General features: G+C 36.2%; 20 protein-coding genes and 1 tRNA gene. All 21 read right to left on the minus strand.

Annotated elements, in window-relative coordinates; genetic code table 11:
* A complete protein-coding gene (locus MTQ00_RS13025) occupies positions 1 to 528 on the minus strand; it encodes an ankyrin repeat domain-containing protein (RefSeq protein ID WP_273649568.1) in 528 nt (175 codons plus the stop codon).
* Positions 525 to 1,070 (minus strand): YceI family protein, encoded by a 546-nt coding sequence (locus MTQ00_RS13030; RefSeq protein ID WP_273649570.1) that lies wholly within the window; start codon positions 1,068 to 1,070, stop codon positions 525 to 527. The genes MTQ00_RS13025 and MTQ00_RS13030 overlap by 4 nt, the downstream gene beginning before the upstream one ends.
* Before the next feature lie 11 nt (positions 1,071 to 1,081).
* Positions 1,082 to 1,432 carry a c-type cytochrome gene (locus MTQ00_RS13035; RefSeq protein WP_273649573.1) on the minus strand — a complete coding sequence of 117 codons (351 nt, stop codon included), beginning with the start codon at positions 1,430 to 1,432 and terminating at the stop codon, positions 1,082 to 1,084.
* A gap of 1 nt (position 1,433) precedes the next feature.
* Positions 1,434 to 2,276 (minus strand): DUF5777 family beta-barrel protein, encoded by an 843-nt coding sequence (locus MTQ00_RS13040; RefSeq protein WP_273649575.1) that lies wholly within the window; start codon positions 2,274 to 2,276, stop codon positions 1,434 to 1,436.
* 130 nt (positions 2,277 to 2,406) lie between these two features.
* Positions 2,407 to 3,057 carry a Crp/Fnr family transcriptional regulator gene (locus MTQ00_RS13045; RefSeq protein WP_172280657.1) on the minus strand — a complete coding sequence of 217 codons (651 nt, stop codon included), beginning with the start codon at positions 3,055 to 3,057 and terminating at the stop codon, positions 2,407 to 2,409.
* A 264-nt stretch (positions 3,058 to 3,321) separates the two neighbouring features.
* Positions 3,322 to 3,630, minus strand: a complete 309-nt coding sequence (locus tag MTQ00_RS13050) for a DUF3467 domain-containing protein (protein WP_089027859.1) — start codon at positions 3,628 to 3,630, stop codon at positions 3,322 to 3,324.
* A gap of 84 nt (positions 3,631 to 3,714) precedes the next feature.
* Positions 3,715 to 7,980 (minus strand): DNA-directed RNA polymerase subunit beta', encoded by a 4,266-nt coding sequence (gene rpoC / locus MTQ00_RS13055; protein ID WP_172280659.1) that lies wholly within the window; start codon positions 7,978 to 7,980, stop codon positions 3,715 to 3,717.
* Positions 7,981 to 8,090: 110 nt separating this feature from the next.
* On the minus strand, positions 8,091 to 11,912 hold the full coding sequence (gene rpoB / locus MTQ00_RS13060) for a DNA-directed RNA polymerase subunit beta (protein WP_172280662.1): 3,822 nt from the start codon (positions 11,910 to 11,912) through the stop codon (positions 8,091 to 8,093).
* Positions 11,913 to 12,467: 555 nt separating this feature from the next.
* Positions 12,468 to 12,836, minus strand: coding sequence for a 50S ribosomal protein L7/L12 (gene rplL / locus MTQ00_RS13065; protein WP_143884219.1), 369 nt, complete (start codon positions 12,834 to 12,836; stop codon positions 12,468 to 12,470).
* Between the two features lie 48 nt (positions 12,837 to 12,884).
* Complete coding sequence (gene rplJ / locus MTQ00_RS13070) at positions 12,885 to 13,481, minus strand: 50S ribosomal protein L10 (RefSeq protein ID WP_273649580.1); 597 nt, start codon at positions 13,479 to 13,481, stop codon at positions 12,885 to 12,887.
* Between the two features lie 17 nt (positions 13,482 to 13,498).
* The gene (gene rplA / locus MTQ00_RS13075) at positions 13,499 to 14,191 is read right to left on the minus strand and encodes a 50S ribosomal protein L1 (protein ID WP_172280666.1); all 693 of its coding nucleotides are present in this window, start codon (positions 14,189 to 14,191) and stop codon (positions 13,499 to 13,501) included.
* 11 nt (positions 14,192 to 14,202) lie between these two features.
* A complete protein-coding gene (gene rplK / locus MTQ00_RS13080; RefSeq protein ID WP_089027865.1) occupies positions 14,203 to 14,646 on the minus strand; it encodes a 50S ribosomal protein L11 in 444 nt (147 codons plus the stop codon).
* Positions 14,647 to 14,915: 269 nt separating this feature from the next.
* Positions 14,916 to 15,584 (minus strand): hypothetical protein, encoded by a 669-nt coding sequence (locus tag MTQ00_RS13085; RefSeq protein ID WP_273649584.1) that lies wholly within the window; start codon positions 15,582 to 15,584, stop codon positions 14,916 to 14,918.
* A 7-nt stretch (positions 15,585 to 15,591) separates the two neighbouring features.
* Positions 15,592 to 16,239: a hypothetical protein gene (locus tag MTQ00_RS13090; RefSeq protein ID WP_273649586.1), complete on the minus strand. Its 648-nt coding sequence runs from the start codon at positions 16,237 to 16,239 to the stop codon at positions 15,592 to 15,594.
* Between the two features lie 13 nt (positions 16,240 to 16,252).
* Entirely contained in the window at positions 16,253 to 16,885 is a 633-nt protein-coding gene (locus tag MTQ00_RS13095) for a hypothetical protein (RefSeq protein ID WP_273649588.1), read from the minus strand.
* Between the two features lie 332 nt (positions 16,886 to 17,217).
* A complete protein-coding gene (nusG, locus tag MTQ00_RS13100; RefSeq protein WP_034687398.1) occupies positions 17,218 to 17,760 on the minus strand; it encodes a transcription termination/antitermination protein NusG in 543 nt (180 codons plus the stop codon).
* A gap of 17 nt (positions 17,761 to 17,777) precedes the next feature.
* Positions 17,778 to 17,984: a preprotein translocase subunit SecE gene (secE, locus tag MTQ00_RS13105; RefSeq protein ID WP_172280674.1), complete on the minus strand. Its 207-nt coding sequence runs from the start codon at positions 17,982 to 17,984 to the stop codon at positions 17,778 to 17,780.
* A 12-nt stretch (positions 17,985 to 17,996) separates the two neighbouring features.
* Positions 17,997 to 18,067 (minus strand) — tRNA-Trp (locus MTQ00_RS13110).
* A 53-nt stretch (positions 18,068 to 18,120) separates the two neighbouring features.
* Positions 18,121 to 19,332: an elongation factor Tu gene (gene tuf / locus MTQ00_RS13115; protein WP_172280676.1), complete on the minus strand. Its 1,212-nt coding sequence runs from the start codon at positions 19,330 to 19,332 to the stop codon at positions 18,121 to 18,123.
* A gap of 417 nt (positions 19,333 to 19,749) precedes the next feature.
* Complete coding sequence (locus tag MTQ00_RS13120; protein WP_273649593.1) at positions 19,750 to 20,856, minus strand: hypothetical protein; 1,107 nt, start codon at positions 20,854 to 20,856, stop codon at positions 19,750 to 19,752.
* 8 nt (positions 20,857 to 20,864) lie between these two features.
* Entirely contained in the window at positions 20,865 to 21,425 is a 561-nt protein-coding gene (locus MTQ00_RS13125; protein ID WP_273649595.1) for a hypothetical protein, read from the minus strand.
* Between the last annotated feature and the right edge of the window lie 36 nt (positions 21,426 to 21,461).

Here is a 21,461-nt window from a genome sequence, read left to right on the forward strand (position 1 = left end):
TTAATTTTTTAAAAGGTTAATGATGTCTTTATTGTTTGTTTGTAAGGCATATTCAAATGGTGTCATCCCCATTGAATCTTTGATTTGTTTATCAGCTTTATGCTTTAATAATAATTCTATTAGTTCTTTATTTCCGAATTTTACGGCCCAGAAAAGAGGCGTTGATCCGGTTGAATCCTGGATATTAGGATCTGCATTTTTCTTTAATAAAAGCGCTACCAATTCCTTATTATATTTAACAGAAAGACCCGCAAGGGCCGTTCCTTCCCGGCTCTTATAATTAACATCTTTTACATTTTCAATGAGGAATTTAGCTACTTCAAGATTCCCTCTGTAACAAGCTAAAATAAGAGGAGAAAAACCGCTTTCATTTGTCTTATTAATAACATCCGGGTCTTGCTTCATCAGCTCTTTAACCTCAGCAACAGTTCCGCTTCTGGCAATATCAAAAATTGATTTTGCTTTTTCCTGGGCAGATGTCAACGAAAAGCTCAGGAACATACTTACGATCAGAATTAAGTTTTTCATTGTTTTACCAGGATATAATTGTATTCAACATTAATATTCTCAGCAATCTTTTTGGTCACCATCTTTGGAATGGTCACATTAAAATCAGCGGGTCTTGCTACAAATGTTCCCTGCATATATATTTTGCCGTCCTTGGAAGAAATACTTGCTGTAGAGGTAACAGGTTTATTAACTCCATGAAAGTTTAATGTTCCCTGTACTGTATATTTCTGTGGGGTTGCAGAAAGTTTGCTTTTATCAAAATTTGCAATTTTTCCGGTAAAGGTTGTCTTTGGATATTTGGCTGTTTCGGCATAGCTTTCATTAAAGTGTTCTTCCATAAGCTTTACTTTGAAATGAAAGTTCTTTACAACCGAAATGGATGCTATATCCCCGGTGTCTGCATTGATTACTGCTACATTATTATCATCCTGGGCATACACATCTTCAAATAACGGTACCGATGCTTCAAAGGTTACCTTACCCGTTTTAGAGCTGTATTTCTGAGCTATAACAAGATTGCCGGATAACAGGGCAATCATTAATACTACTAATTTTTTCATTTTTTTCAATTTTAATTTTCGACAAGCCCATCAGCTTTCCATTTGATAAATAAATTAATCTGAGTCGCGGAAAGTGATCCGCCCTGTGGCATTTTCCCGGGATCTCCGTTAGGTCTCTGTATTCGATCTATTATTTTATCAATATTATTCTTCACCTGATTATAATTGGTTAGAGGCTGAAAAGAGCCCGGCCCGTTTGCAGAATGGCAACTAATACAGTTGGCATCGATAATCGGTTTTATGTCGGCTATAAACTTTACCTGTTGTGTAATAGGCGTATGATCTGAAATCTCATCATAGGTTCTGCTTTCACACGAGATCAGTAAAACGGCCGAGGATACGATGTATAATAACTTCTTCATATTAAAAAACTCTGTAAAGATTAAACCCAAAATAAATATGCCCTTTGCCCCAATTTCCCACAGCATTGGAAAGGTAGCCAATATCAGAATTAAGTTGTGAATTACTGAATACAAGCTGAAATACATGACCTCCGGTCTCTATATCCATCCCTACCGATAAAGGATTTTTATAAAAACTATGGTTATCAAAATTCACGAAATATTCAGCATTCACAGAGATTCTTTTAGAGATCTTATAACGTCCCCCAAGCCCCGTTAAGAATTGATTTTTATCTTCAATATTCTGGTCATAAAGATTTTTATGGATATAAGAAGGAGTAAGCTGAAGAGACAAACGGTCATCAAATCTTCTCGAAATCAACGCCTGAGTAAGATAAGAAAGCCTGTCACTAAAACGAAGATTTGGATAATTATCCTTATCCAAATCCGTATTCAAAGCCAAAACATTATATCCTACGACATCGACCGGAAAGTTTTCATTTTGCTTGAGAAGCTTATATTTCGCCCCAACCTCAAATGTTTTTTGGTTGGTCTCTCTTGAAAGGTTTAAAGATAGCCAATCAGTTACACCATAGATTGCTCCCAATTTTGTAGAAGCATCATCTAAGCCAAAGAAGTTTTTAAACCCGGTACTGATGTCACCGAAACGGTGCGCGACTACAATATACCATTCGTTTTTAGCAGCAAGTTTTGTGGACTGTCCTGTGACAATCTGGAGCGCCTTAAAGGCGGGTTGAGAATTTTCAGTATTTGTTTTAATGGTGTCAATGTCCTTCAACAAATCTTCCTGTGAATAGGCAAGAGTTGAAGCTAACACTGACAAAAATAGGAGAGTTTTTGTCATACAATTCTTAATAAAATATTAGTATGGCAAACTTATAGAGTTACGATTTTAAAAGTAGGTGATAAAAGTCACCTAACAAATTGTATTTATCAATTACTTTATTAAAAATAACTATTAAAAACAATTATTATTAGAATTGGCTAACATTTTCATTAACGGCAACACGTATCCCATCTTTTCCCTGCAGTATTTCTCCTTCGTTTTCAATTTTCTTAAGAACCCTGCTCACCACTTCTCTGGATGTTCCAAGATTGTTGGCAATTTCCTTATGCGTTAATTTGATAGGATGACTTCCCGTTATTGCAATTTGTTGTTTGATATAATTTAACACCCTCTTATCCAACCGATGGAAAACAGCCTCATTCACCATATTCATTACGTCAATAAACCGTTTGTCATACTCTTGATAAAAAACCCTGTTAATTGCCGGAAAACGGATTAGCCATTCGTGCATTATGGCAACAGGAATCAGCAATACTTCAGAATCTTCTTCCGTAATAGCATAAATCTTACTGATATAGTTACTGAAAATAGATGAAAAAGTCATTACGCAGCTTTCATTACGTCTTACGTAGTAGTAGATCAGTTCACGGCCATCGTTAAGGCAATATACTTTTACAGAACCTGAAATCATGAAAGGAATAAATTTGATTTTCTCCCCCTCACTGATCAGTTCAGTTTTTGCTTTGATCTTATCTGTAATACCATGTTGATGAACTTCATTTATAAAATCATTGCCTAAAAAACCGAATTTATTATTAATAAATTGATGATCTATCATATTTTATATCAAATTATATAAGAAAGCAAATATATAAAATGAATTCTTTAATAAATGTTAATTTTTTATCATTTGTATTTAAATTGTGAATAATTTACTTTATTTAAAGTCATGATAAATAAAAATTCCTTTATTGATTTAATTTAAATGAATTGGCTATTTATTTCTGAGAATCATAATCATGCGAATATTTTCACTTAAAATAAGGCATAAAAAAATGCCTCAATACATTGAGGCATCTTGTTGTTTTATGTAAGAAAAATCTTATGCTTGTACATTGTTACCACCTAATACGAAAGGCTCAACTTCTTTGATTTCTCCAAATTGCTGCTCATAGTTAGCAATGTTCTGTTGAAGAGCAGATAATACTCTTTTAGCGTGAAGTGGAGCAAGAATGATTCTTGATCTTACTTTAGCTTGCTGAACACCTGGCATTAACTGGATGAAATCCACTACAAATTCAGATGGAGAGTGGTTTACTAATGCTAAGTTAGCATAGATTCCAGCCGCTACCATTTCATTTAGTTCGATGTTGATGTTTCCGTCCTGTGGATTTTGATTTTGATTGTCCATGTTTTCTTTAAATATTTTTGTTTAAAAAGTTTCAGGCCTCTAATTTAGAATTTAAACTTGAATCCTGAAACTTTTATATACATTTTAGTTAATATCTTCGAATTCTTTTTTAGAACCTACGATAACATTCTGATACTCTTTAAGACCAGTACCTGCAGGAATTCTGTGTCCTACAATTACATTCTCTTTAAGACCGCTTAGGAAATCAATTTTCCCAGCAACTGCTGCTTCGTTAAGAACCTTAGTGGTTTCCTGGAACGATGCTGCAGACATGAATGACTTAGTTTGTAGAGCCGCTCTTGTGATCCCTTGCAATACTGGCGTAGCCGTAGCAGGAAGTGCTTCTCTTACTTCAACAAGATTTTGATCTTCACGCTTCAATTTAGAGTTTTCATCTCTCAATTCTCTCGCTGTAATCATCTGACCTGGTCTGAATTCTTTAGAATCACCAGCATCAACAACTACTTTAAGACCAAATACTCTGTTGTTTTCTTCTAAGAAATCGTATTTATGTTCTAAAGCTCCTTCAAGGAATTGAGTATCACCTCCATCAACAATAGATACTTTTGTCATCATCTGTCTAACGATAATTTCAAAGTGTTTATCATCGATTTTCACCCCTTGCAGACGGTAAACTTCCTGAATTTCATTTACAAGATATTCCTGAACCGCTGTTGGACCTTTAATTCTTAAGATATCATCTGGAGTGATTGATCCGTCAGAAAGTGGTGAACCAGCTCTCACGAAGTCATTCTCCTGAACAAGGATCTGGTTGGAAAGTTTTACTAAATAAATCTTTCTTTCTCCAGTCTTAGCCTCTACAATAAGTTCACGGTTACCTCTCTTGATTTTTCCGTAAGAAACTACTCCATCGATTTCTGTAACAACCGCTGGGTTTGAAGGGTTTCTTGCTTCGAATAATTCGGTTACCCTTGGAAGACCTCCGGTGATATCCCCTGCTTTTGCAGATTTTCTTGGGATCTTGATCAAGACTTTACCAGCCTTAATTTTCTCACCATCATTAACCATTAAGTGGGCTCCTACCGGTAAGTTATAAGCTCTTTGCTCAACACCTTTAGAATCTACCACCTTCAAGGTAGGTACGGCTTTCTTATTTCTGGATTCAGAGATTACTTTCTCTTCGAATCCTGTTTGTTCGTCAATTTCAAGTTGGAATGAAATACCCTGGATAATATCTTCATATTCTACTTTACCGGATGTTTCCGCAATGATAACCGCGTTATACGGATCCCATTTACAGATCACATCACCTTTCTTCACTTTATCACCAGGTTTTACAGCCAATACTGAACCGTAAGGTACGTTAGCAACCATTAAAGGAGTTCTGGATTCGTTGTCAGCAACCAATCTGAATTCCGTAGAACGAGATACTACAACTTCAGCTGTATTTCCGTTTTCATCTTCAGAAGTAATTGTTCTTACTTCATCCATTTCAACGATACCATCTCTTCTTGCTACGATTGATGGGTTTTCTGATACGTTACCCGCAGTACCCCCTTGGTGGAAGGTTCTCAATGTTAACTGAGTTCCCGGTTCCCCAATAGATTGTGCTGCAATTACACCTACCGCTTCACCCATGTGGATTATTTTACCTGTAGCAAGGTTTCTACCATAACATTTAGCACAGATACCTTTCTTCGCTTCACAAGTTAATGGTGAACGAACTTCAACCGCTTCCAGTCCTGCATCTTCAATTCTTCTCGCTAACTGCTCGTTGATTACCTGATCTGCTTCAGCAATTAATTCATCTGTTTCAGGATCATAGATGTTATGAAGAGAAACTCTACCTAAAATTCTTTCAGAGATTTTCTCAACGATCTCATCATTTTTCTTAAGAGCAGTAACTTCAGTACCTCTTAAAGTACCACAATCTACTTCTGTAACGATAACATCCTGAGCTACGTCTACCAATCTTCTTGTTAAGTAACCGGCATCAGCCGTTTTAAGAGCGGTATCCGCAAGACCTTTACGTGCACCGTGGGTAGAGATAAAGTACTCAAGGATCGAAAGACCTTCTTTAAAGTTTGCAAGGATCGGGTTTTCGATGATTTCCGCACCGGTAGAACCTGCTTTTTGCGGTTTTGCCATCAAACCTCTCATCCCTGATAACTGACGGATCTGTTCTTTAGAACCCCTCGCACCAGAATCAAGCATCATGTATACAGAGTTGAAACCACCTTGGTCGGTTTTCATTCTGCTCATGATCATTTCAGTTAATCCTGCGTTGGTGTTCGTCCAAACGTCAATTACCTGATTATAACGTTCTGTATCTGTGATAAGACCCATGTTATAGTTGGCTCTAATCTCATCTACAGTTCCGATTGCCTGAGCAACCATCTGCTTCTTCTCAGCAGGAACCACAATATCCCCAAGTGAGAACGAAAGACCTCCTTTAAATGCGTTAGAATAACCTAAGTCTTTCATTGCATCAAGGAATTTAACCGTTGTAGGAAAGTCTGTATCGGCAAGAATTTTACCAATAACATTTCTCAATGACTTCTTAGTTAAAAGTTCATTGATATAACCAACCTGTTTAGGTACGATCTGGTTGAATAAAATTCTACCAACAGATGTTTCAATTAATCTTGTAACCAATTCTCCATTTTCTTTAACAGGTAATCTACATCTTACCTTAGCATTTAAAGAAACTTTTCCTTCTGCATAAGCAATTTCTGCTTCCTCCGGAGAATAGAATGCTAAACCTTCACCTTTCACTTTCATATCTTCAGTAGAGCTCAATTCTTTAGTCATGAAATAAAGACCAAGAACCATGTCCTGAGAAGGTACCGTGATTGGAGAACCGTTAGCCGGGTTCAAAATATTCTGAGAACCTAACATTAATAACTGAGCTTCAAGGATTGCTTCAGGGCCTAACGGTAAATGTACCGCCATCTGGTCACCATCGAAATCGGCATTGAAGGCCGTTGTTACTAACGGGTGTAGCTGGATTGCCTTACCTTCGATCATCTTAGGTTGGAAAGCCTGGATACCCAGTCTGTGAAGCGTAGGTGCTCTGTTCAGTAGAACAGGGTGACCTTTCATCACATTTTCAAGGATATCATAAACTACAGGTTCTTTTCTATCAATAATTCTTTTTGCAGATTTTACTGTTTTTACAATCCCTCTTTCAATTAGTTTTCTAATGATAAACGGTTTGTAAAGTTCCGCAGCCATATCTTTAGGAATACCACACTCGTGAAGTTGTAAGTTTGGACCTACAACAATTACGGAACGTGCAGAGTAATCTACCCTTTTTCCTAATAAGTTCTGACGGAAACGACCTTGCTTACCTTTCAATGAATCAGAAAGTGATTTTAATGGTCTGTTTGATTCAGATTTTACCGCAGAAGATTTTCTTGTATTATCGAATAATGAATCTACTGATTCCTGAAGCATACGCTTCTCGTTTCTTAAGATTACTTCCGGAGCTTTGATCTCTAAAAGTCTCTTTAAACGGTTATTTCTGATAATAACTCTTCTATAAAGGTCATTCAAATCGGAAGTAGCGAAACGTCCACCATCCAATGGAACCAAAGGTCTTAACTCTGGTGGGATTACCGGAAGTACACGCATGATCATCCACTCAGGTCTGTTGATCATTCTTGTATTAGCACCTCTCAATGCTTCTACAACATTTAATCTTTTCAGAGCCTCAGTTCTTCTTTGCTTAGAACCTTCATTGTGAGCTTTGTGTCTCAGATCGAAAGATAATGCATCAAGATCGATTCTTTTTAATAATTCCTCAACAGCTTCAGCACCCATTTTGGCGATGAATTTGTTAGGATCGGAATCATCAAGATATTGGTTCTCAACAGGAAGGGTATCCATGATATCAAGGTATTCCTCTTCTGTTAAGAATTCCATTTTATCAAAGTCAGAACCGTCCAATTTTTTAGCAATACCCTGCTGGATTACAACATATCTTTCATAATAGATAATCATATCCAATTTCTTGGAAGGAATACCTAAAAGGTAACCGATTTTGTTTGGTAAAGAACGGAAATACCAGATGTGAGCGATAGGAACTACAAGATTAATGTGTCCAATTCTCTCTCTTCTTACTTTCTTCTCCGTAACTTCAACCCCACAACGGTCACAAACGATCCCTTTGTAACGAATTCTCTTGTATTTACCACAAGCACATTCGTAATCTTTAATAGGACCGAAGATTTTTTCACAGAACAAACCATCTCTTTCAGGCTTATGCGTTCTGTAGTTAATAGTTTCCGGTTTTAGAACCTCCCCTCTTGAATCCTGAAGAATGGATTCGGGAGAAGCTAAACCGATGGTTATTTTATTAAATCTACTTGATTTATTTTTATTTGACATAATTTTTATTTTGATTAAAAGATTAAAAGATTGAAAGATTTAAAATTACTTTCTCTCTTATCATCTCGGAGTTTATTAATTCTTTAATTTTTAGTAATTAAATCTTTAATTTACTCCTCCAATCTTACGTCTAATCCAAGACCTTGTAACTCGTGAAGCAATACATTGAATGATTCCGGAATACCTGGTTCAGGCATAGACTCACCTTTTGCAATAGCTTCATAAGTTTTTGCTCTACCAATCACGTCATCCGACTTCACAGTAAGGATCTCTCTAAGGATATTGGATGCTCCGAATGCTTCAAGAGCCCAAACCTCCATCTCTCCGAATCTCTGACCTCCGAACTGAGCTTTACCTCCTAACGGCTGCTGAGTAATCAATGAGTAAGGACCAATAGAACGAGCGTGCATTTTATCATCTACCATGTGTCCTAGTTTCAACATATAGATAACCCCAACAGTAGCAGGCTGAGTAAATCTTTCTCCGGTACCTCCGTCATAAAGGTGAGTGTTACCGAATTTAGGAAGACCTGCTTTTTCTGTGTACTCAGTAATCTGCTCAAGACTTGCTCCATCGAAGATTGGTGTAGCGAACGTCATTCCTAATTTCTGACCAGCCCATCCAAGAACTGTTTCATAAATCTGTCCGATGTTCATACGGGAAGGTACCCCAAGTGGATTCAATACGATATCTACCGGTGTTCCGTCTTCAAGGAATGGCATATCTTCTTCACGAACAATTCTGGATACAATCCCTTTATTACCGTGACGTCCTGCCATTTTATCTCCTACATTCAGTTTACGTTTTTTAGCAATATAAACTTTAGCTAACTTCATGATACCTGCAGGAAGCTCATCTCCGATAGAAATTGCAAATTTCTCACGGTTTTTAACCCCTTGGATATCATTGAACTTGATTTTATAATTATGAATCAATTGCTTGATCAATTCATTTTTATCGTTATCAACAGTCCAATCTGCTCCGCTAACGTTTACATAGTCTTCAACTGAAGTCAATAATTTATGAGTAAACTTCACTCCTTTTCCGATAATTTCTTCGTCAAGGTCATTATGAACCCCTTGAGAAGTTTTACCGCTTACAAGAGTATTTAATTTTTCAATTAAAGTATTTCTCAATTCATCAAACTTAGCCTTGTAAGTGTTTTCAATTTCTTCAAGTTTAAGTTTTTCTTCAGTTCTCTTCTTTTTATCTTTAATATTTCTTGAGAACAATTTTTTGTTGATCACAACACCTCTTAATGAAGAATCTGCTTTTAATGAAGCATCTTTTACATCACCGGCTTTGTCACCAAAAATCGCTCTAAGAAGTTTTTCTTCAGGAGTTGGGTCGGATTCACCTTTAGGTGTGATTTTACCAATCATAATATCACCAGGCTTCACTTCAGCACCAATTCTGATCATACCGTTTTCATCAAGATCCTTAGTCGCTTCTTCTGAAACGTTTGGAATATCTGCTGTTAATTCTTCCATACCTAATTTGGTATCACGAACTTCAAGAGAGTATTCGTCTACGTGGATTGATGTAAACCAGTCTTCACGAACAACTTTTTCATTGATTACGATCGCATCCTCGAAGTTATATCCTTTCCAAGGCATGAACGCAACCACCAAGTTTCTACCAAGAGCTAATTCTCCGTTTTCAGTAGCATAACCATCACAAAGTACCTGTCCTTTTTCTACTGTTTCACCTACTCTTACGTTTGGTCTCAGAGTAATCGTTGTACTTTGGTTGGTTTTTCTAAACTTAGTTAGGTTATATGTTTTAGTAGCTGATTCGAATGATACTAAATCTTCGTCATCGCTTCTTTCATATTTAATAGTGATCTTATCTGCATCTACATACTCTACAGTACCTGTACCTTCAGCGTTGATCAAAATTCTTGAGTCTCTTGCAACTTGTTGCTCAAGCCCTGTACCCACGATCGGAGCCTGTGGCTTCAATAGAGGAACAGCCTGACGCATCATGTTAGATCCCATCAATGCACGGTTCGCATCATCATGCTCCAGGAATGGAATTAATGAAGCCGAAATACCAGAGATCTGGTTTGGTGCTACGTCAATAAGATTAACCTGAGAAGGTTCAACTACCGGGTAATCTCCATCCAGTCTTGCAATAATCCTGTCTGTAACGAATTCACCGTTGTCATTCAATTCAACGTTTGCCTGAGCAATTACTTTATCTTCTTCATCTTCTGCATTAAGATAAATAGGAGCCGCATTAAGATCAATCTTACTGTCTTCTACTTTTCTATATGGAGTTTCGATGAAACCTAAATTGTTAATCTTTGCATAGATTCCCAAAGAAGAGATCAAACCAATGTTTGGTCCTTCCGGAGTTTCAATCGGACAAATTCTTCCATAGTGAGTATGGTGAACGTCACGAACCTCGAAACCTGCTCTTTCTCTTGATAAACCACCAGGCCCTAGTGCAGATAATCTTCTCTTGTGAGTAATCTCTGACAATGGGTTAGTCTGGTCCATGAACTGAGAAAGCTGGTTGGTACCAAAGAATGAATTAATTACAGAGGTTAAAGTCTTAGCATTAACAAGATCAAGCGGTGTAAAGATTTCGTTATCTCTAACGTTCATTCTTTCCTTGATTGTTCTTGCAATTCTTGAAAGACCAACACCGAACTGACCTGCTAATTGCTCACCAACAGTTTTAATTCTTCTGTTTGATAAGTGGTCGATATCATCAACTTCTGCTTTAGAATTTACCAATTCGATCAAATGTCTTACAATCGCAATGATATCTTCTTTAGTAAGAACTTCAGTTGTAGTAGGAATATTAAGACCTAACTTTTTGTTCAATCTGTAACGTCCTACTTCTCCTAATGAGTATCTCTGCTCAGAGAAGAATAATTTTTCAATAATTCCTCTAGCGGTCTCCTCATCTGGCGGATCTGCATTTCTTAACTGACGATAGATGTATTCTACCGCTTCTTTTTCAGAGTTGGTAGGGTCTTTTTGTAATGTATTCTGGATGATAGAGAATTCATTGCTGTTTTCTTTGTGAATCAAAATAGATTTCACACCAGCATCAAGAATAAGATCTAAATGTTCTTTTTCAAGAATAGTCTCTCTGTCCAGGATGATTTCGTTTCTCTCAATAGAAACAACTTCACCCGTATCCTCATCTACGAAATCTTCGAACCATGTGTTCAATACTCTCGCAGCTAATGTTCTTCCTTCTACTTTTTTAAGAGCAGCTTTAGATACTTTCACTTCTTCCGCAAGGTCGAAAATCTGAAGAATATCCTTATCAGATTCAAATCCGATAGCTCTAAGTAGAGTAGTTAATGGTAATTTTTTCTTACGGTCGATATACGCATACATTACGCTATTGATATCCGTAGTAAATTCCATCCAAGATCCTTTAAAAGGAATAATTCTTGAATAATACAGTTTGGTTCCGTTTGCGTGGTAAGTTTGCCCGAAGAATACACCAGGAGAACGGTGTAACTGGGTAACAATAACTCTCTCAGCACCATTGATGATGAAAGAACCACTAGGCGTCATATAAGGAACCGGCCCTAAATATACATCCTGAACTACTGTTTGGAAATCCTCATGCTCAGGATCTGTACAATACAACTTAAGTCTCGCTTTAAGAGGAACTGAATACGTTAAACCTCTTTCCACACACTCGTCGATTGAATAACGTGGAGAATCTACCAGATAGTCTAAGAATTCCAATACGAATTGGTTTCTTGAATCTGTAATTGGGAAATTTTCCTGGAAAGTCTTGTGAAGACCTTCTTTTTTCCTGTCTTCAGGAAGGGTATCAAGCTGAAAAAACTCCTTAAAAGACTCTAATTGGATATCCAAGAAGTCTGGAGTGATAATTTTTCCTTTTGCTGATGAGAAATTAATTCTCTGATTCCCCCTAATTGATGCTGCTGTTTTACTCATAAAACTTTTAAGAAGGGTTAAAAAATATTTTGATTTATAAAAAAATATCAGAAGAAGACAAAAAGAGAGAAGAGGTAAGAGCAAGAATAAGTGTGAAAATTTTGGCGCAATTATCGGTCTTTATTCTTTGTTCTTTATTCTAAAAGTCTTTAATCCAACTTCTAACTGCAACACTGGTATATCTTTTCACAGCGTAATGCAAAATATTTTTAATACTTTTGAGGCAGAAACGCCGCAATATCTATAAACATAAAATCCCTTTCATTACCATGAAAGAGTTGATTTACAATATTTTATAGATTTACAAACAATTATTAGCGCCAAAAGAGGAGCAAAGATACAAAAAGTTATCCACATTCACAACATTTATTCTATAATATATTAACACAAACTATATTACAGATGTCCTCAATGTAAATAAGCAGTAACAATTAGTACTCAAATCTACTCAATACTGCTTACAATAACCAGTAGATCAATCTATCTACTTGATGATTCTATTCCATAAAAAAACCCGGACCGAGGTCCAGGTTTATATTTGTAAGGTAAATTGAATTATTTCAATTCTACTTCAGCACCAGCTTCTTCTAATTGCTTCTTAAGAGCTTCAGCCTCGTCTTTAGAGATACCAGTTTTGATTGGAGCAGGAGCACCATCTACGATATCTTTAGCTTCTTTAAGACCAGCACCAGTTAAATCTTTTACTAATTTAACGATAGCTAATTTAGAAGCACCTGCAGACTTAAGAATTACGTCGAATTCAGTTTTTTCTTCAGCAGCTTCACCTGCACCTCCACCTGCAACTACTACTGCAGCAGCAGCTGGCTCAATTCCGTACTCATCCTTAAGGATAGCAGCTAATTCATTTACGTCTTTTACTGTTAAGTTTACTAGCGTTTCAGCTAAATTTTTTAAATCTGACATTGTTGTAATGTTTTTTGTTGATTATTTTATTTAATTTTTTGAGTCTAATTATTCAGCACTTGGAGTTTCTTCAGTGCTTTCTGCAGCAGGAGCTTCAGGAGCTGCCTCAGCAGGAGTTTCTTCTACAGCAGGTGCAGCAGCTTCTTCAGCTTTAGCTTCTACTGTTTCAGGTTTGTTTTGAAGAGCAGAAACAACTCTTTGAATTGGAGATTGAAGTAATCCGATGATTTCTCCGATCATTTCTTCTCTAGACTTGATATTAGCAAGTGTACCTAGATTTTCGTCTCCAACATAGAAAGTTTCCTGAAGATAAGCAGATTTTAAAGCCGGCTTTTCTTCTTTCTTTCTGAATCCTTGGATTAATTTTGCAGGAGCATTTGCTGTTTCAGCAATCATAATCGCAGAATTCCCTTTGAAAGTAGGGAACATTTCAGAGTAATCTACTCCGTCAATCTGCTCCATTGCTTTTTGTAAAAGTGTATTTTTTACCACTTTTACTTTGATATTTTGTTTGAAAGCCTGTCTTCTGAAATCTGAAGACTTAGCAGCGTTCAACCCTTCTAAATCTGCTACGTATACTACTTTTGCATCCTGAAGCAAATCTTTGATCTCTTGTATTGCTACAACTTTTTGGTCTTTTGTCATTGTCTTAAGGATTTATATTAGTTTACAGATTTTGTATCAATTGCAATACCCGGGCTCATTGTAGAAGACAAATAAATGCTTTTTACATATGTACCTTTAGCAGCAGTTGGCTTCATTTTGATCAATGTCTGGATTAATTCCTGAGCATTTTCTTTGATTTTAGCAGCATCGAAAGATACTTTACCAATACCTGCATGGATAATACCATATTTATCTACTTTGAAATCAATCTTACCTGATTTTACTTCAGTTACTGCTTTACCAATTTCCATTGTTACAGTTCCTGACTTAGGGTTTGGCATAAGACCTCTTGGTCCTAATACTCTACCTAAAGGTCCTAATTTACCCATAACAGCTGGCATAGTAACGATCACGTCAACATCAGTCCAACCATCTTTGATTTTTTGTAAATATTCGTCAAGACCTACATAATCAGCTCCAGCTTCTTTAGCTTCAGCTTCTTTATCTGGTGTTACAAGAGCTAATACTTTAACATCTTTACCAGTTCCGTGAGGAAGAGATACTACACCTCTAACCATTTGGTTTGCTTTTCTTGGATCTACACCCAATCTTACAGCGATATCTACAGAAGCATCAAACTTTGCAGTGTTTACTTCTTTCACAAGAGCAGAACCTTCTTCAAGATTGTAAGCTCTTCCTTTTTCTACTTTGCTTAAAGCTTCCTTTTGCTTTTTTGTTAATTTTGCCATTTCTCTAAGTTTTAAGCGTTAGTTGGTTTAGCTCCTGTTACTCTCAATCCCATAGATCTAGCAGTACCTGCAACCATAGAAAGAGCAGAGTCCAATGTAAAACAGTTAAGGTCTACCATTTTGTCTTCTGCGATTTTCTTTACCTGATCCCAAGATACAGAACCTACTTTGTTTCTGTTTGGTTCTCCGGAACCTCCTTTAATTTTTGCAGCATCCATTAACTGAATTGCAGCTGGAGGAGTTTTAATTACGAATTCAAAAGATTTGTCTTCGTATACAGTAATTACTACTGGCAAAACTTGCCCAGGCTTATCCTGAGTTCTTCCGTTAAATTGTTTACAAAACTCCATGATGTTTACACCGGCAGAACCTAATGCAGGACCTACTGGTGGAGACGGGTTTGCAGCCCCTCCCTTCACCTGAAGCTTTACCATTTTAAAGACTTTTTTAGCCATTTTTTGTTTTTTAAATTTGAATAATTAATGAGTTTGGAAGCATTTATTATTCAGCAGGTTACCGCACTCACATATAGTAAACCTACTTTTCGGACTGCAAAATTATAAAATATTTTTGAAATAGCAAATGGAATCGATTGATTTTTAGAAAGTTTTTACAGAACTTTCAAGAATAAAAAATTTTATTTCTGACTGTAACCCATATCAATAGAAGAAAAAAACCATATCCTTTACTAGAATATGGTTTCTTATTTTAAAATTATTTTTTTCTAAAACCCTGATGGTTTATTAATTGTTTGTGCAGATCCATTTGTTCCGCCAAGATCAGTATTAATATCGCCGATATTCTGCTTAGTGATCAATCGCTTATAAACCATTAAATAAAACTCTACAGTAAAGTTATTATAAGTTCTGGAAGGATTAGCTGATGTAAAAGCAATTAACTTGCTGTCTGTAAATCCGGCCTTCAAATGCCATGTACCATTGCTTTTAAATGCAACCACATTAGGAGACCCCTGTGCATTATCATTAATACCATTATCTTTATAATCCAAAGCAACACTGGTTGTTCCGTCATTAAGCTTAAATGAATAGTTGTGAGGAACCAAAAGGAAGTTATCGGCATCGATCTTTGTATCATAATCCGTAATTCCTGCACCTGGTACCCCTGTAAGGGTAAGTTTAATATAATTAAACAACCCGCTGCTCTCCAGATTAGGATCATATATCTGCAATGAATTTTGAGAAGTAGCCAGAAAGTGACCTCCCGTAGTGGTTGGTTCCCCCGGATTTCTCATATATAAGGAATTTGTAAAGGAATCCCCGTTTACGTCCAGTGTTTCCGTTGGAGTTGTTGTTTTGATTCCTACATTTCCGGTTTGTGCATGCATGATTATTCCCATGCAAGCCATACTGATGATATACAATTTCTTTTTCATAAGTTTTTTATTGAAGTCCTGCTGGGGTGTTAGTTGATACTCCTGAATATCCTGGTGAAGCCGAAGCTGAAACCGATCCGGTAAATGTGCCCCAGTCTTTAATCAATGATCTTTCGTATACATTCAAAGTTAGTGTCCATGTTCCATTTTTAGAAGACACAGTTCCTGCACCTTTAAAAGAAAGGTTAATGCCGTGATAAGTATTGGCTCCGCTCACAACCTTAGTTATCTCTGTAGAATAGGCTCCATATGATTTTGGAGTTGTGGAAGTATTTGCTGCTGAAACAGCGTCACTAAATACGGCACCAGTAATAGCGACTACATATTTACTAGCATCCAATCCTGTATTCAGGTTAACAACTTCATCTTGTTTCACATTTTTCAGGATAACATTGTATGTGTTTACGGGAGCTACATCTCTCAGTGAAATATCAAGCATCTTAACTTTACCAACAGGCGTGGTATCCTTTGACCTTGTAAGAAGAAAATAATTTCCTGTCGCAGGAGAATTCGTGGTATCTATAATGTAAGATTCAACCAATGTTCCTCCTACAACATCTAAAGTTCCCTGAGGATTGCTTGTATTGATTCCCACCTGAGCTTTGGTAGCCATGAAGGCATAAGCCATAAAAAAAAGTATGGTGATTTTTTTCATTATGTAAATGTTTTTATTGGATTAAAGGAGATGATGCAGATCCTGTAGTGGAAGCACCCATCGCTTGTGTTTTATTGATTTCTTTAGCATAAGCTCTGTCGAATACCAGTAAGTTAAGAGTCCACTCTCCTGCCGGCAAATTGGAAGCGGGAGCAAAACCTTGGTAGTCTGCCTTTAATTTCCACGTTCCATTATTATAGTAAGCATATATCTGGGGGACCGGAGTTATCCAGTCCGGACTGTTGGTTCGTACCGGCTGCGTAAAACCAAAAGAAGAGATAACCACCAGAAACTTATCTGAATTGATCTTCGTATCATACTGGTTAACCCAATCCTTATCTCTCGGATCACAGGCTATCTTATACTGGATAAGATTAATTGGTGCCGGTGAATTGGGTACAAAAGAATCATTGTATGCGGTAATCTTGTTTTCAGGAGCGGGAGACTTAATGATAAAAGTATAGTTTTCAGTGGCTCCTAATTTCTCTATCGGATCTTTAAAAAACATTCCGGATGTTTTCATTGTTCCGTTTACAGATAGTTCTTTTTCGGGCGTTTTAGTATTAATACCCACTTTTCCTGTAGCCTGTGCATTCATCAGTACAATGGTACTTGTACAAAGTACCATCGAAATAATTTTCGTCATTGAATTAGTGTTTAAATTAGTGTTAAAAAAACAATCCAGGAATTCAGAACAATGACCCTAACCTAGTATAAGGTTAAAAATCACCACATTAGAAAGCCATTTATGTTTTTCGGAGATATACTTCACAATAAGTATGCCACACAATTTATTTTTTAATCTAAACATTTAGTTTTAATTAAATAACTATGTGAAACACGCCTGGATAAAGCATAAAATAAACAACAAACTTATTTTAACTTAAAACAACATTATTTCTGAGAATCTATAAATACCTGAAATAAATAAAAAAAGCCACTCTAGATCTAGAGTGGCTTATATATTATAAGTATTTACTATACTTTTTCTACTTGCATGTAGCTAAGTTCCATTGGAGTTTTTCTACCGAAGATTAAAACAGAAACTTCAATTTTCTTTTTATCTTCCAGAATTTTTTCAACTGTTCCATTGAATCCGTTGAAAGGTCCGTCAATTACTTTTACGTTCTCTCCAACTACATATGGAATTTCAAGGTCCGTAGCAAATTCTGATAGCTCATCCATTCTTCCAAGCATTCTGTTAACTTCAGACTTTCTCATTGGAACAGGGTCTCCCCCTTTAGTTAAGCTTAAGAATGATATTACCCCTGGAATATTCTTAATAATGTGAGGTATTTCCCCCATTAAATCTGCTTCAACCATTAAGTAACCAGGATAGTAAGGTCTTTCTTTAGGAACCTTTTTTCCATTCCTAAGTTGAATAACCTTTTCCATAGGAATTACTACCTGAGTAACGTACTGCTCAAAGCCTAAGCGTTTGATTTCTGTCTCAATGTAGTTTTTCACTTTATTTTCCTGTCCGCTGATTGCTTTCAGCACATACCATTTCAATTCGCTCATTATGGGAAAATACTTTTTTAGTTGAACACGTTAATTAGCATTCCTATTATGTTGCTTATTGCTTTTGAAAACAATTCGTCAACTCCAAAGGTAAATAATGCCAGAATAACTGTTGCAATAGTAACTACAATTGTAGATGATTGCAGATCAGCCCATTTTGGCCATTCAACTTTATGTCTGAATTCGTTATAAGAACCTTTTAAAAAATCGATAAATGAACTCATAATTATTATTTGCACGGGCACAAGGATTCGAACCCTGATCAACGGTTTTGGAGACCGGTATCCTACCATTGGACGATGCCCGTAGATTAAAGCTCCGTAAAGAAATTCCTTACGGAAGCTTTATTTATTTAAGATATTAATCTAAGATTTCAGTAACCTGACCAGCACCAACTGTTCTACCTCCTTCTCTGATCGCAAATCTAAGACCTACGTTAAGAGCGATTGGTTGTAACAATTCTACAGTGATTGTTAAGTTATCACCAGGCATTACCATTTCTACACCTTCTGGTAAGAAGATCTCACCTGTAACGTCAGTAGTTCTTACGTAGAACTGAGGACGGTATTTGTTGTGGAATGGAGTGTGACGTCCACCTTCTTCTTTAGAAAGGATATAAACCTCAGCTTTGAATTTTTTGTGTGGCTTAACAGAGTCTTTCTTAGCGATAACCATACCTCTCTTGATGTCAGTTTTTTCAATACCTCTCAACAATAGACCTACGTTATCACCAGCTTCACCTCTATCTAGGATTTTTCTGAACATCTCAACCCCTGTAATTGTAGAAGTTAATTTTTCATCACCCATACCAACGATATCTACAGGATCACCTGTGTTGATAACACCAGCCTCGATTCTACCAGTTGCTACAGTACCTCTACCTGTAATAGAGAATACATCTTCAATTGGCATCAAGAATGGCTTATCCTGATCTCTTACAGGAAGCTCGATCCAAGTATCAACAGCATCCATTAATTCTTCTACAGTTTTGAACCACTGATCATCAGTTTGAGGAGTAGCAGCTGTAGCAGCAGTAAGAGCACCAAGAGCAGAACCTTGGATTACTGGAGAGTTATCTCCGTCATATTCGTAAGTAGATAATAGATCTCTAAGTTCAAGCTCAACAAGCTCTAATAACTCAGCATCATCCACCATATCAACTTTGTTCATGAACACAACAATTCTAGGTACGTTTACCTGACGGCAAAGTAGGATGTGTTCTCTTGTTTGAGGCATTGGTCCATCAGTTGCAGCACATACTAAGATAGCTCCATCCATCTGAGCAGCACCAGTTACCATGTTCTTTACGTAATCCGCGTGACCTGGACAGTCAACGTGAGCATAGTGTCTGTTTGCAGTTTCGTATTCGATGTGAGCAGTATTAATAGTGATACCTCTTTCTTTTTCTTCTGGAGCAGAGTCAATTGCAGAGAAGTCTTTTTTCTCAGCAAGACCTTTACTAGCCAATACAGCACTGATCGCTGCAGTAAGAGTAGTTTTACCATGGTCAACGTGACCAATAGTACCAATGTTCAAGTGTGGTTTGTTACGATTAAACGTTTCCTTTGCCATGATTTAAATTATTTATTTATTGTTTATTCAAATTTTCGGTGTGCAAATATAATGAATTTTTAAATACTAAAATCTTTTTTCTCAAAAATTTTAATATTCAAATCCAAAGAATTACAAACCTAACTATACTTCGATGTATTGAAGTGCAAATTTACACAAATTTCTCGATTGAAAAAATCCTCACAACCGTTTTCTTTAAAATCTCAACTATCTGATTAATTCTGAATATTATAGCAGATTAAAAATAATGAATAGGCGAGTAAATAAGAAAAAGATTTCATATAATTTTAGATTCTGGTTGGTGAAAAAATCACTGAAGAATATCGTAAAAAAGATTCTTATCGATTTATTGACAATAAGAAATCCCGGAAGGTTCATTCCGGGATTTTTTAAATTTTATGTAAAACCTGAAAAATATTATCCTTTGTAACCTTTTTTATCAGATATACTTCTCAACGACCGGATAAAAAGATATCCCCCAAAAAGGAAAGATCCTCCCAAAATAATTAAAGATGAAGCATAAGCAGACCCAAACAGGCTAAAGAATTGATTAAAAATGTAATTGATCGCATTACAATCAAAAAAGACAATAAGTAAAAAGTATAGAATCACAAATGCAATTCCCAACAAACTGTACTTAGGCAGGAATACAGCCTGCAAAAAGTTTTTGATTTTCATTTTAAATGTTGAAGGTAATACCCTTGTGGGAATAAACAATGCATAGAATCCTACAGCATAGGTAAATGCTATATTAAACATCAAAAGAACATTTAAATGAAAAAACAGAGTTATTAATATCATCAATCTGAAAAACTTCGGCTTTAAAAAAGCAATAATAAAAACAGATTCAAAAATTACAGTACTATAGTCCAGAAATTCCCAGAAAAACCGGGAGTTGATCTTATCAAACGTATCAGACATCAAATCATGCCACCCTACTCCATATCGGTATTGATAGAAAAAAATCTGTGTGCTCTGTATATCCGTATTAAGCCAGCCTCCTAAAATTTTAGCAAGGCCAGCCGTAAAAATTCCAAATCCCAAAAACATACTAAGCAGAAACATTGGCCAGGATCTCGAAAGTATATCGGTTTCTTTTTCAGGCTCCGGAAAAAAACTATAAGTAGTATTCCATGGTGAAAAAGCCATCACAACAATAGGTAGGGCATAAACAAAAGTATGGTCAATTTTACCAAAAGAAAAAGCGTAATTACTGGTTATAAGGTAAACGACCATATAAGTTATGGCAAATCCCCTTGGCTTAAAGCCTATTAAAATAAGTAACAGGCACAGATACATGCCGTAATAACAAACCGTAAAAAGCCATGACGCGGGAACAGTATCCGTAAAAGATAAAATGCTTATTGGTGGCTGCATCGCACTAGCAGGAATATAAGATACCCAATCCGCATTGGAAATCCCCATCCATAATAAGTACAAAGAGAAAAAAATTCTGTAAAAAGCTAAAAATTCGTAGCTAGGCTTATAGCTTGTAAAGACCAGTTTTTTAATTTTTTCAATCATTATGTTTGTTAGAACTTGAAGTTGATCAATGTGTCTTTTGTTATCCGGTTAGTAAGCTGTTTCGTCGCAATGTCAAAATCCTTGTTTTCATTGGTAACGAGGATCTCCGTGACCTCTTTATCCGGAAAATTTTCTTTCAATTTTTTGATAACAAAAGCCTTACTTTCTTCCAAATTAACTTTTTTAATATTTCTGTTAAGAATAGATTTTTTGAGTAAATACAATTCCTTTTTATAAGCTGGTAAAGAATTGATTCGTGCATCAAGTATCGGATATTCTTTGGGAAAAAGCAGATTTTTAATCAATGTAACCTGGATGGTTCTTGGAATTTTCTCTCCCAGATAACTATTTTTTACTAAAACAGTATTCGTTCCGTCTTTAAAAAAAACCTGAGCAGTGGTTTTTGTAAATGTAATATATCTTTCTTCTTTAACCGGAAGAGAAGCAAACCCAGGAAAGTTAAATGACGGATAGGGTTCTTCCAGACTTATTTTAAAAAATAATTGAAGAGGTAGAAGTATACCAAAGAATCCAAACAACAGGAGTATATTATTCTGATAACGTTTCATCAAGGGGATTATCGTGTTTTAATGAGGGAATGTGTT

The organism is Chryseobacterium sp. B21-037 (assembly GCF_028570785.1).
GTDB lineage: Bacteria > Bacteroidota > Bacteroidia > Flavobacteriales > Weeksellaceae > Chryseobacterium > Chryseobacterium proteolyticum.

Excerpts from the sequence above, each read along its gene's own strand:
- nusG (WP_034687398.1), bottom strand. The coding sequence starts at position 17,760 with ATGAGCGAATTGAAATGGTATGTGCTGAAAGCAATCAGCGGACAGGAA.
- MTQ00_RS13120 (WP_273649593.1), bottom strand. The coding sequence starts at position 20,856 with ATGATTGAAAAAATTAAAAAACTGGTCTTTACAAGCTATAAGCCTAGC.
- MTQ00_RS13035 (WP_273649573.1), bottom strand. The coding sequence starts at position 1,432 with ATGAAGAAGTTATTATACATCGTATCCTCGGCCGTTTTACTGATCTCG.
- rplJ (WP_273649580.1), bottom strand. The coding sequence starts at position 13,481 with ATGACAAAAGACCAAAAAGTTGTAGCAATACAAGAGATCAAAGATTTG.
- rplK (WP_089027865.1), bottom strand. The coding sequence starts at position 14,646 with ATGGCTAAAAAAGTCTTTAAAATGGTAAAGCTTCAGGTGAAGGGAGGG.
- tuf (WP_172280676.1), bottom strand. The coding sequence starts at position 19,332 with ATGGCAAAGGAAACGTTTAATCGTAACAAACCACACTTGAACATTGGT.
- MTQ00_RS13085 (WP_273649584.1), bottom strand. The coding sequence starts at position 15,584 with ATGAAAAAGAAATTGTATATCATCAGTATGGCTTGCATGGGAATAATC.
- rplA (WP_172280666.1), bottom strand. The coding sequence starts at position 14,191 with ATGGCAAAATTAACAAAAAAGCAAAAGGAAGCTTTAAGCAAAGTAGAA.
- rpoB (WP_172280662.1), bottom strand. The coding sequence starts at position 11,912 with ATGAGTAAAACAGCAGCATCAATTAGGGGGAATCAGAGAATTAATTTC.
- MTQ00_RS13050 (WP_089027859.1), bottom strand. The coding sequence starts at position 3,630 with ATGGACAATCAAAATCAAAATCCACAGGACGGAAACATCAACATCGAA.
- MTQ00_RS13045 (WP_172280657.1), bottom strand. The coding sequence starts at position 3,057 with ATGATAGATCATCAATTTATTAATAATAAATTCGGTTTTTTAGGCAAT.
- MTQ00_RS13095 (WP_273649588.1), bottom strand. The coding sequence starts at position 16,885 with ATGACGAAAATTATTTCGATGGTACTTTGTACAAGTACCATTGTACTG.
- rpoC (WP_172280659.1), bottom strand. The coding sequence starts at position 7,980 with ATGTCAAATAAAAATAAATCAAGTAGATTTAATAAAATAACCATCGGT.
- MTQ00_RS13040 (WP_273649575.1), bottom strand. The coding sequence starts at position 2,276 with ATGACAAAAACTCTCCTATTTTTGTCAGTGTTAGCTTCAACTCTTGCC.
- MTQ00_RS13030 (WP_273649570.1), bottom strand. The coding sequence starts at position 1,070 with ATGAAAAAATTAGTAGTATTAATGATTGCCCTGTTATCCGGCAATCTT.
- MTQ00_RS13090 (WP_273649586.1), bottom strand. The coding sequence starts at position 16,239 with ATGAAAAAAATCACCATACTTTTTTTTATGGCTTATGCCTTCATGGCT.
- MTQ00_RS13125 (WP_273649595.1), bottom strand. The coding sequence starts at position 21,425 with ATGAAACGTTATCAGAATAATATACTCCTGTTGTTTGGATTCTTTGGT.
- secE (WP_172280674.1), bottom strand. The coding sequence starts at position 17,984 with ATGAGTTCATTTATCGATTTTTTAAAAGGTTCTTATAACGAATTCAGA.
- rplL (WP_143884219.1), bottom strand. The coding sequence starts at position 12,836 with ATGTCAGATTTAAAAAATTTAGCTGAAACGCTAGTAAACTTAACAGTA.
- MTQ00_RS13025 (WP_273649568.1), bottom strand. The coding sequence starts at position 528 with ATGAAAAACTTAATTCTGATCGTAAGTATGTTCCTGAGCTTTTCGTTG.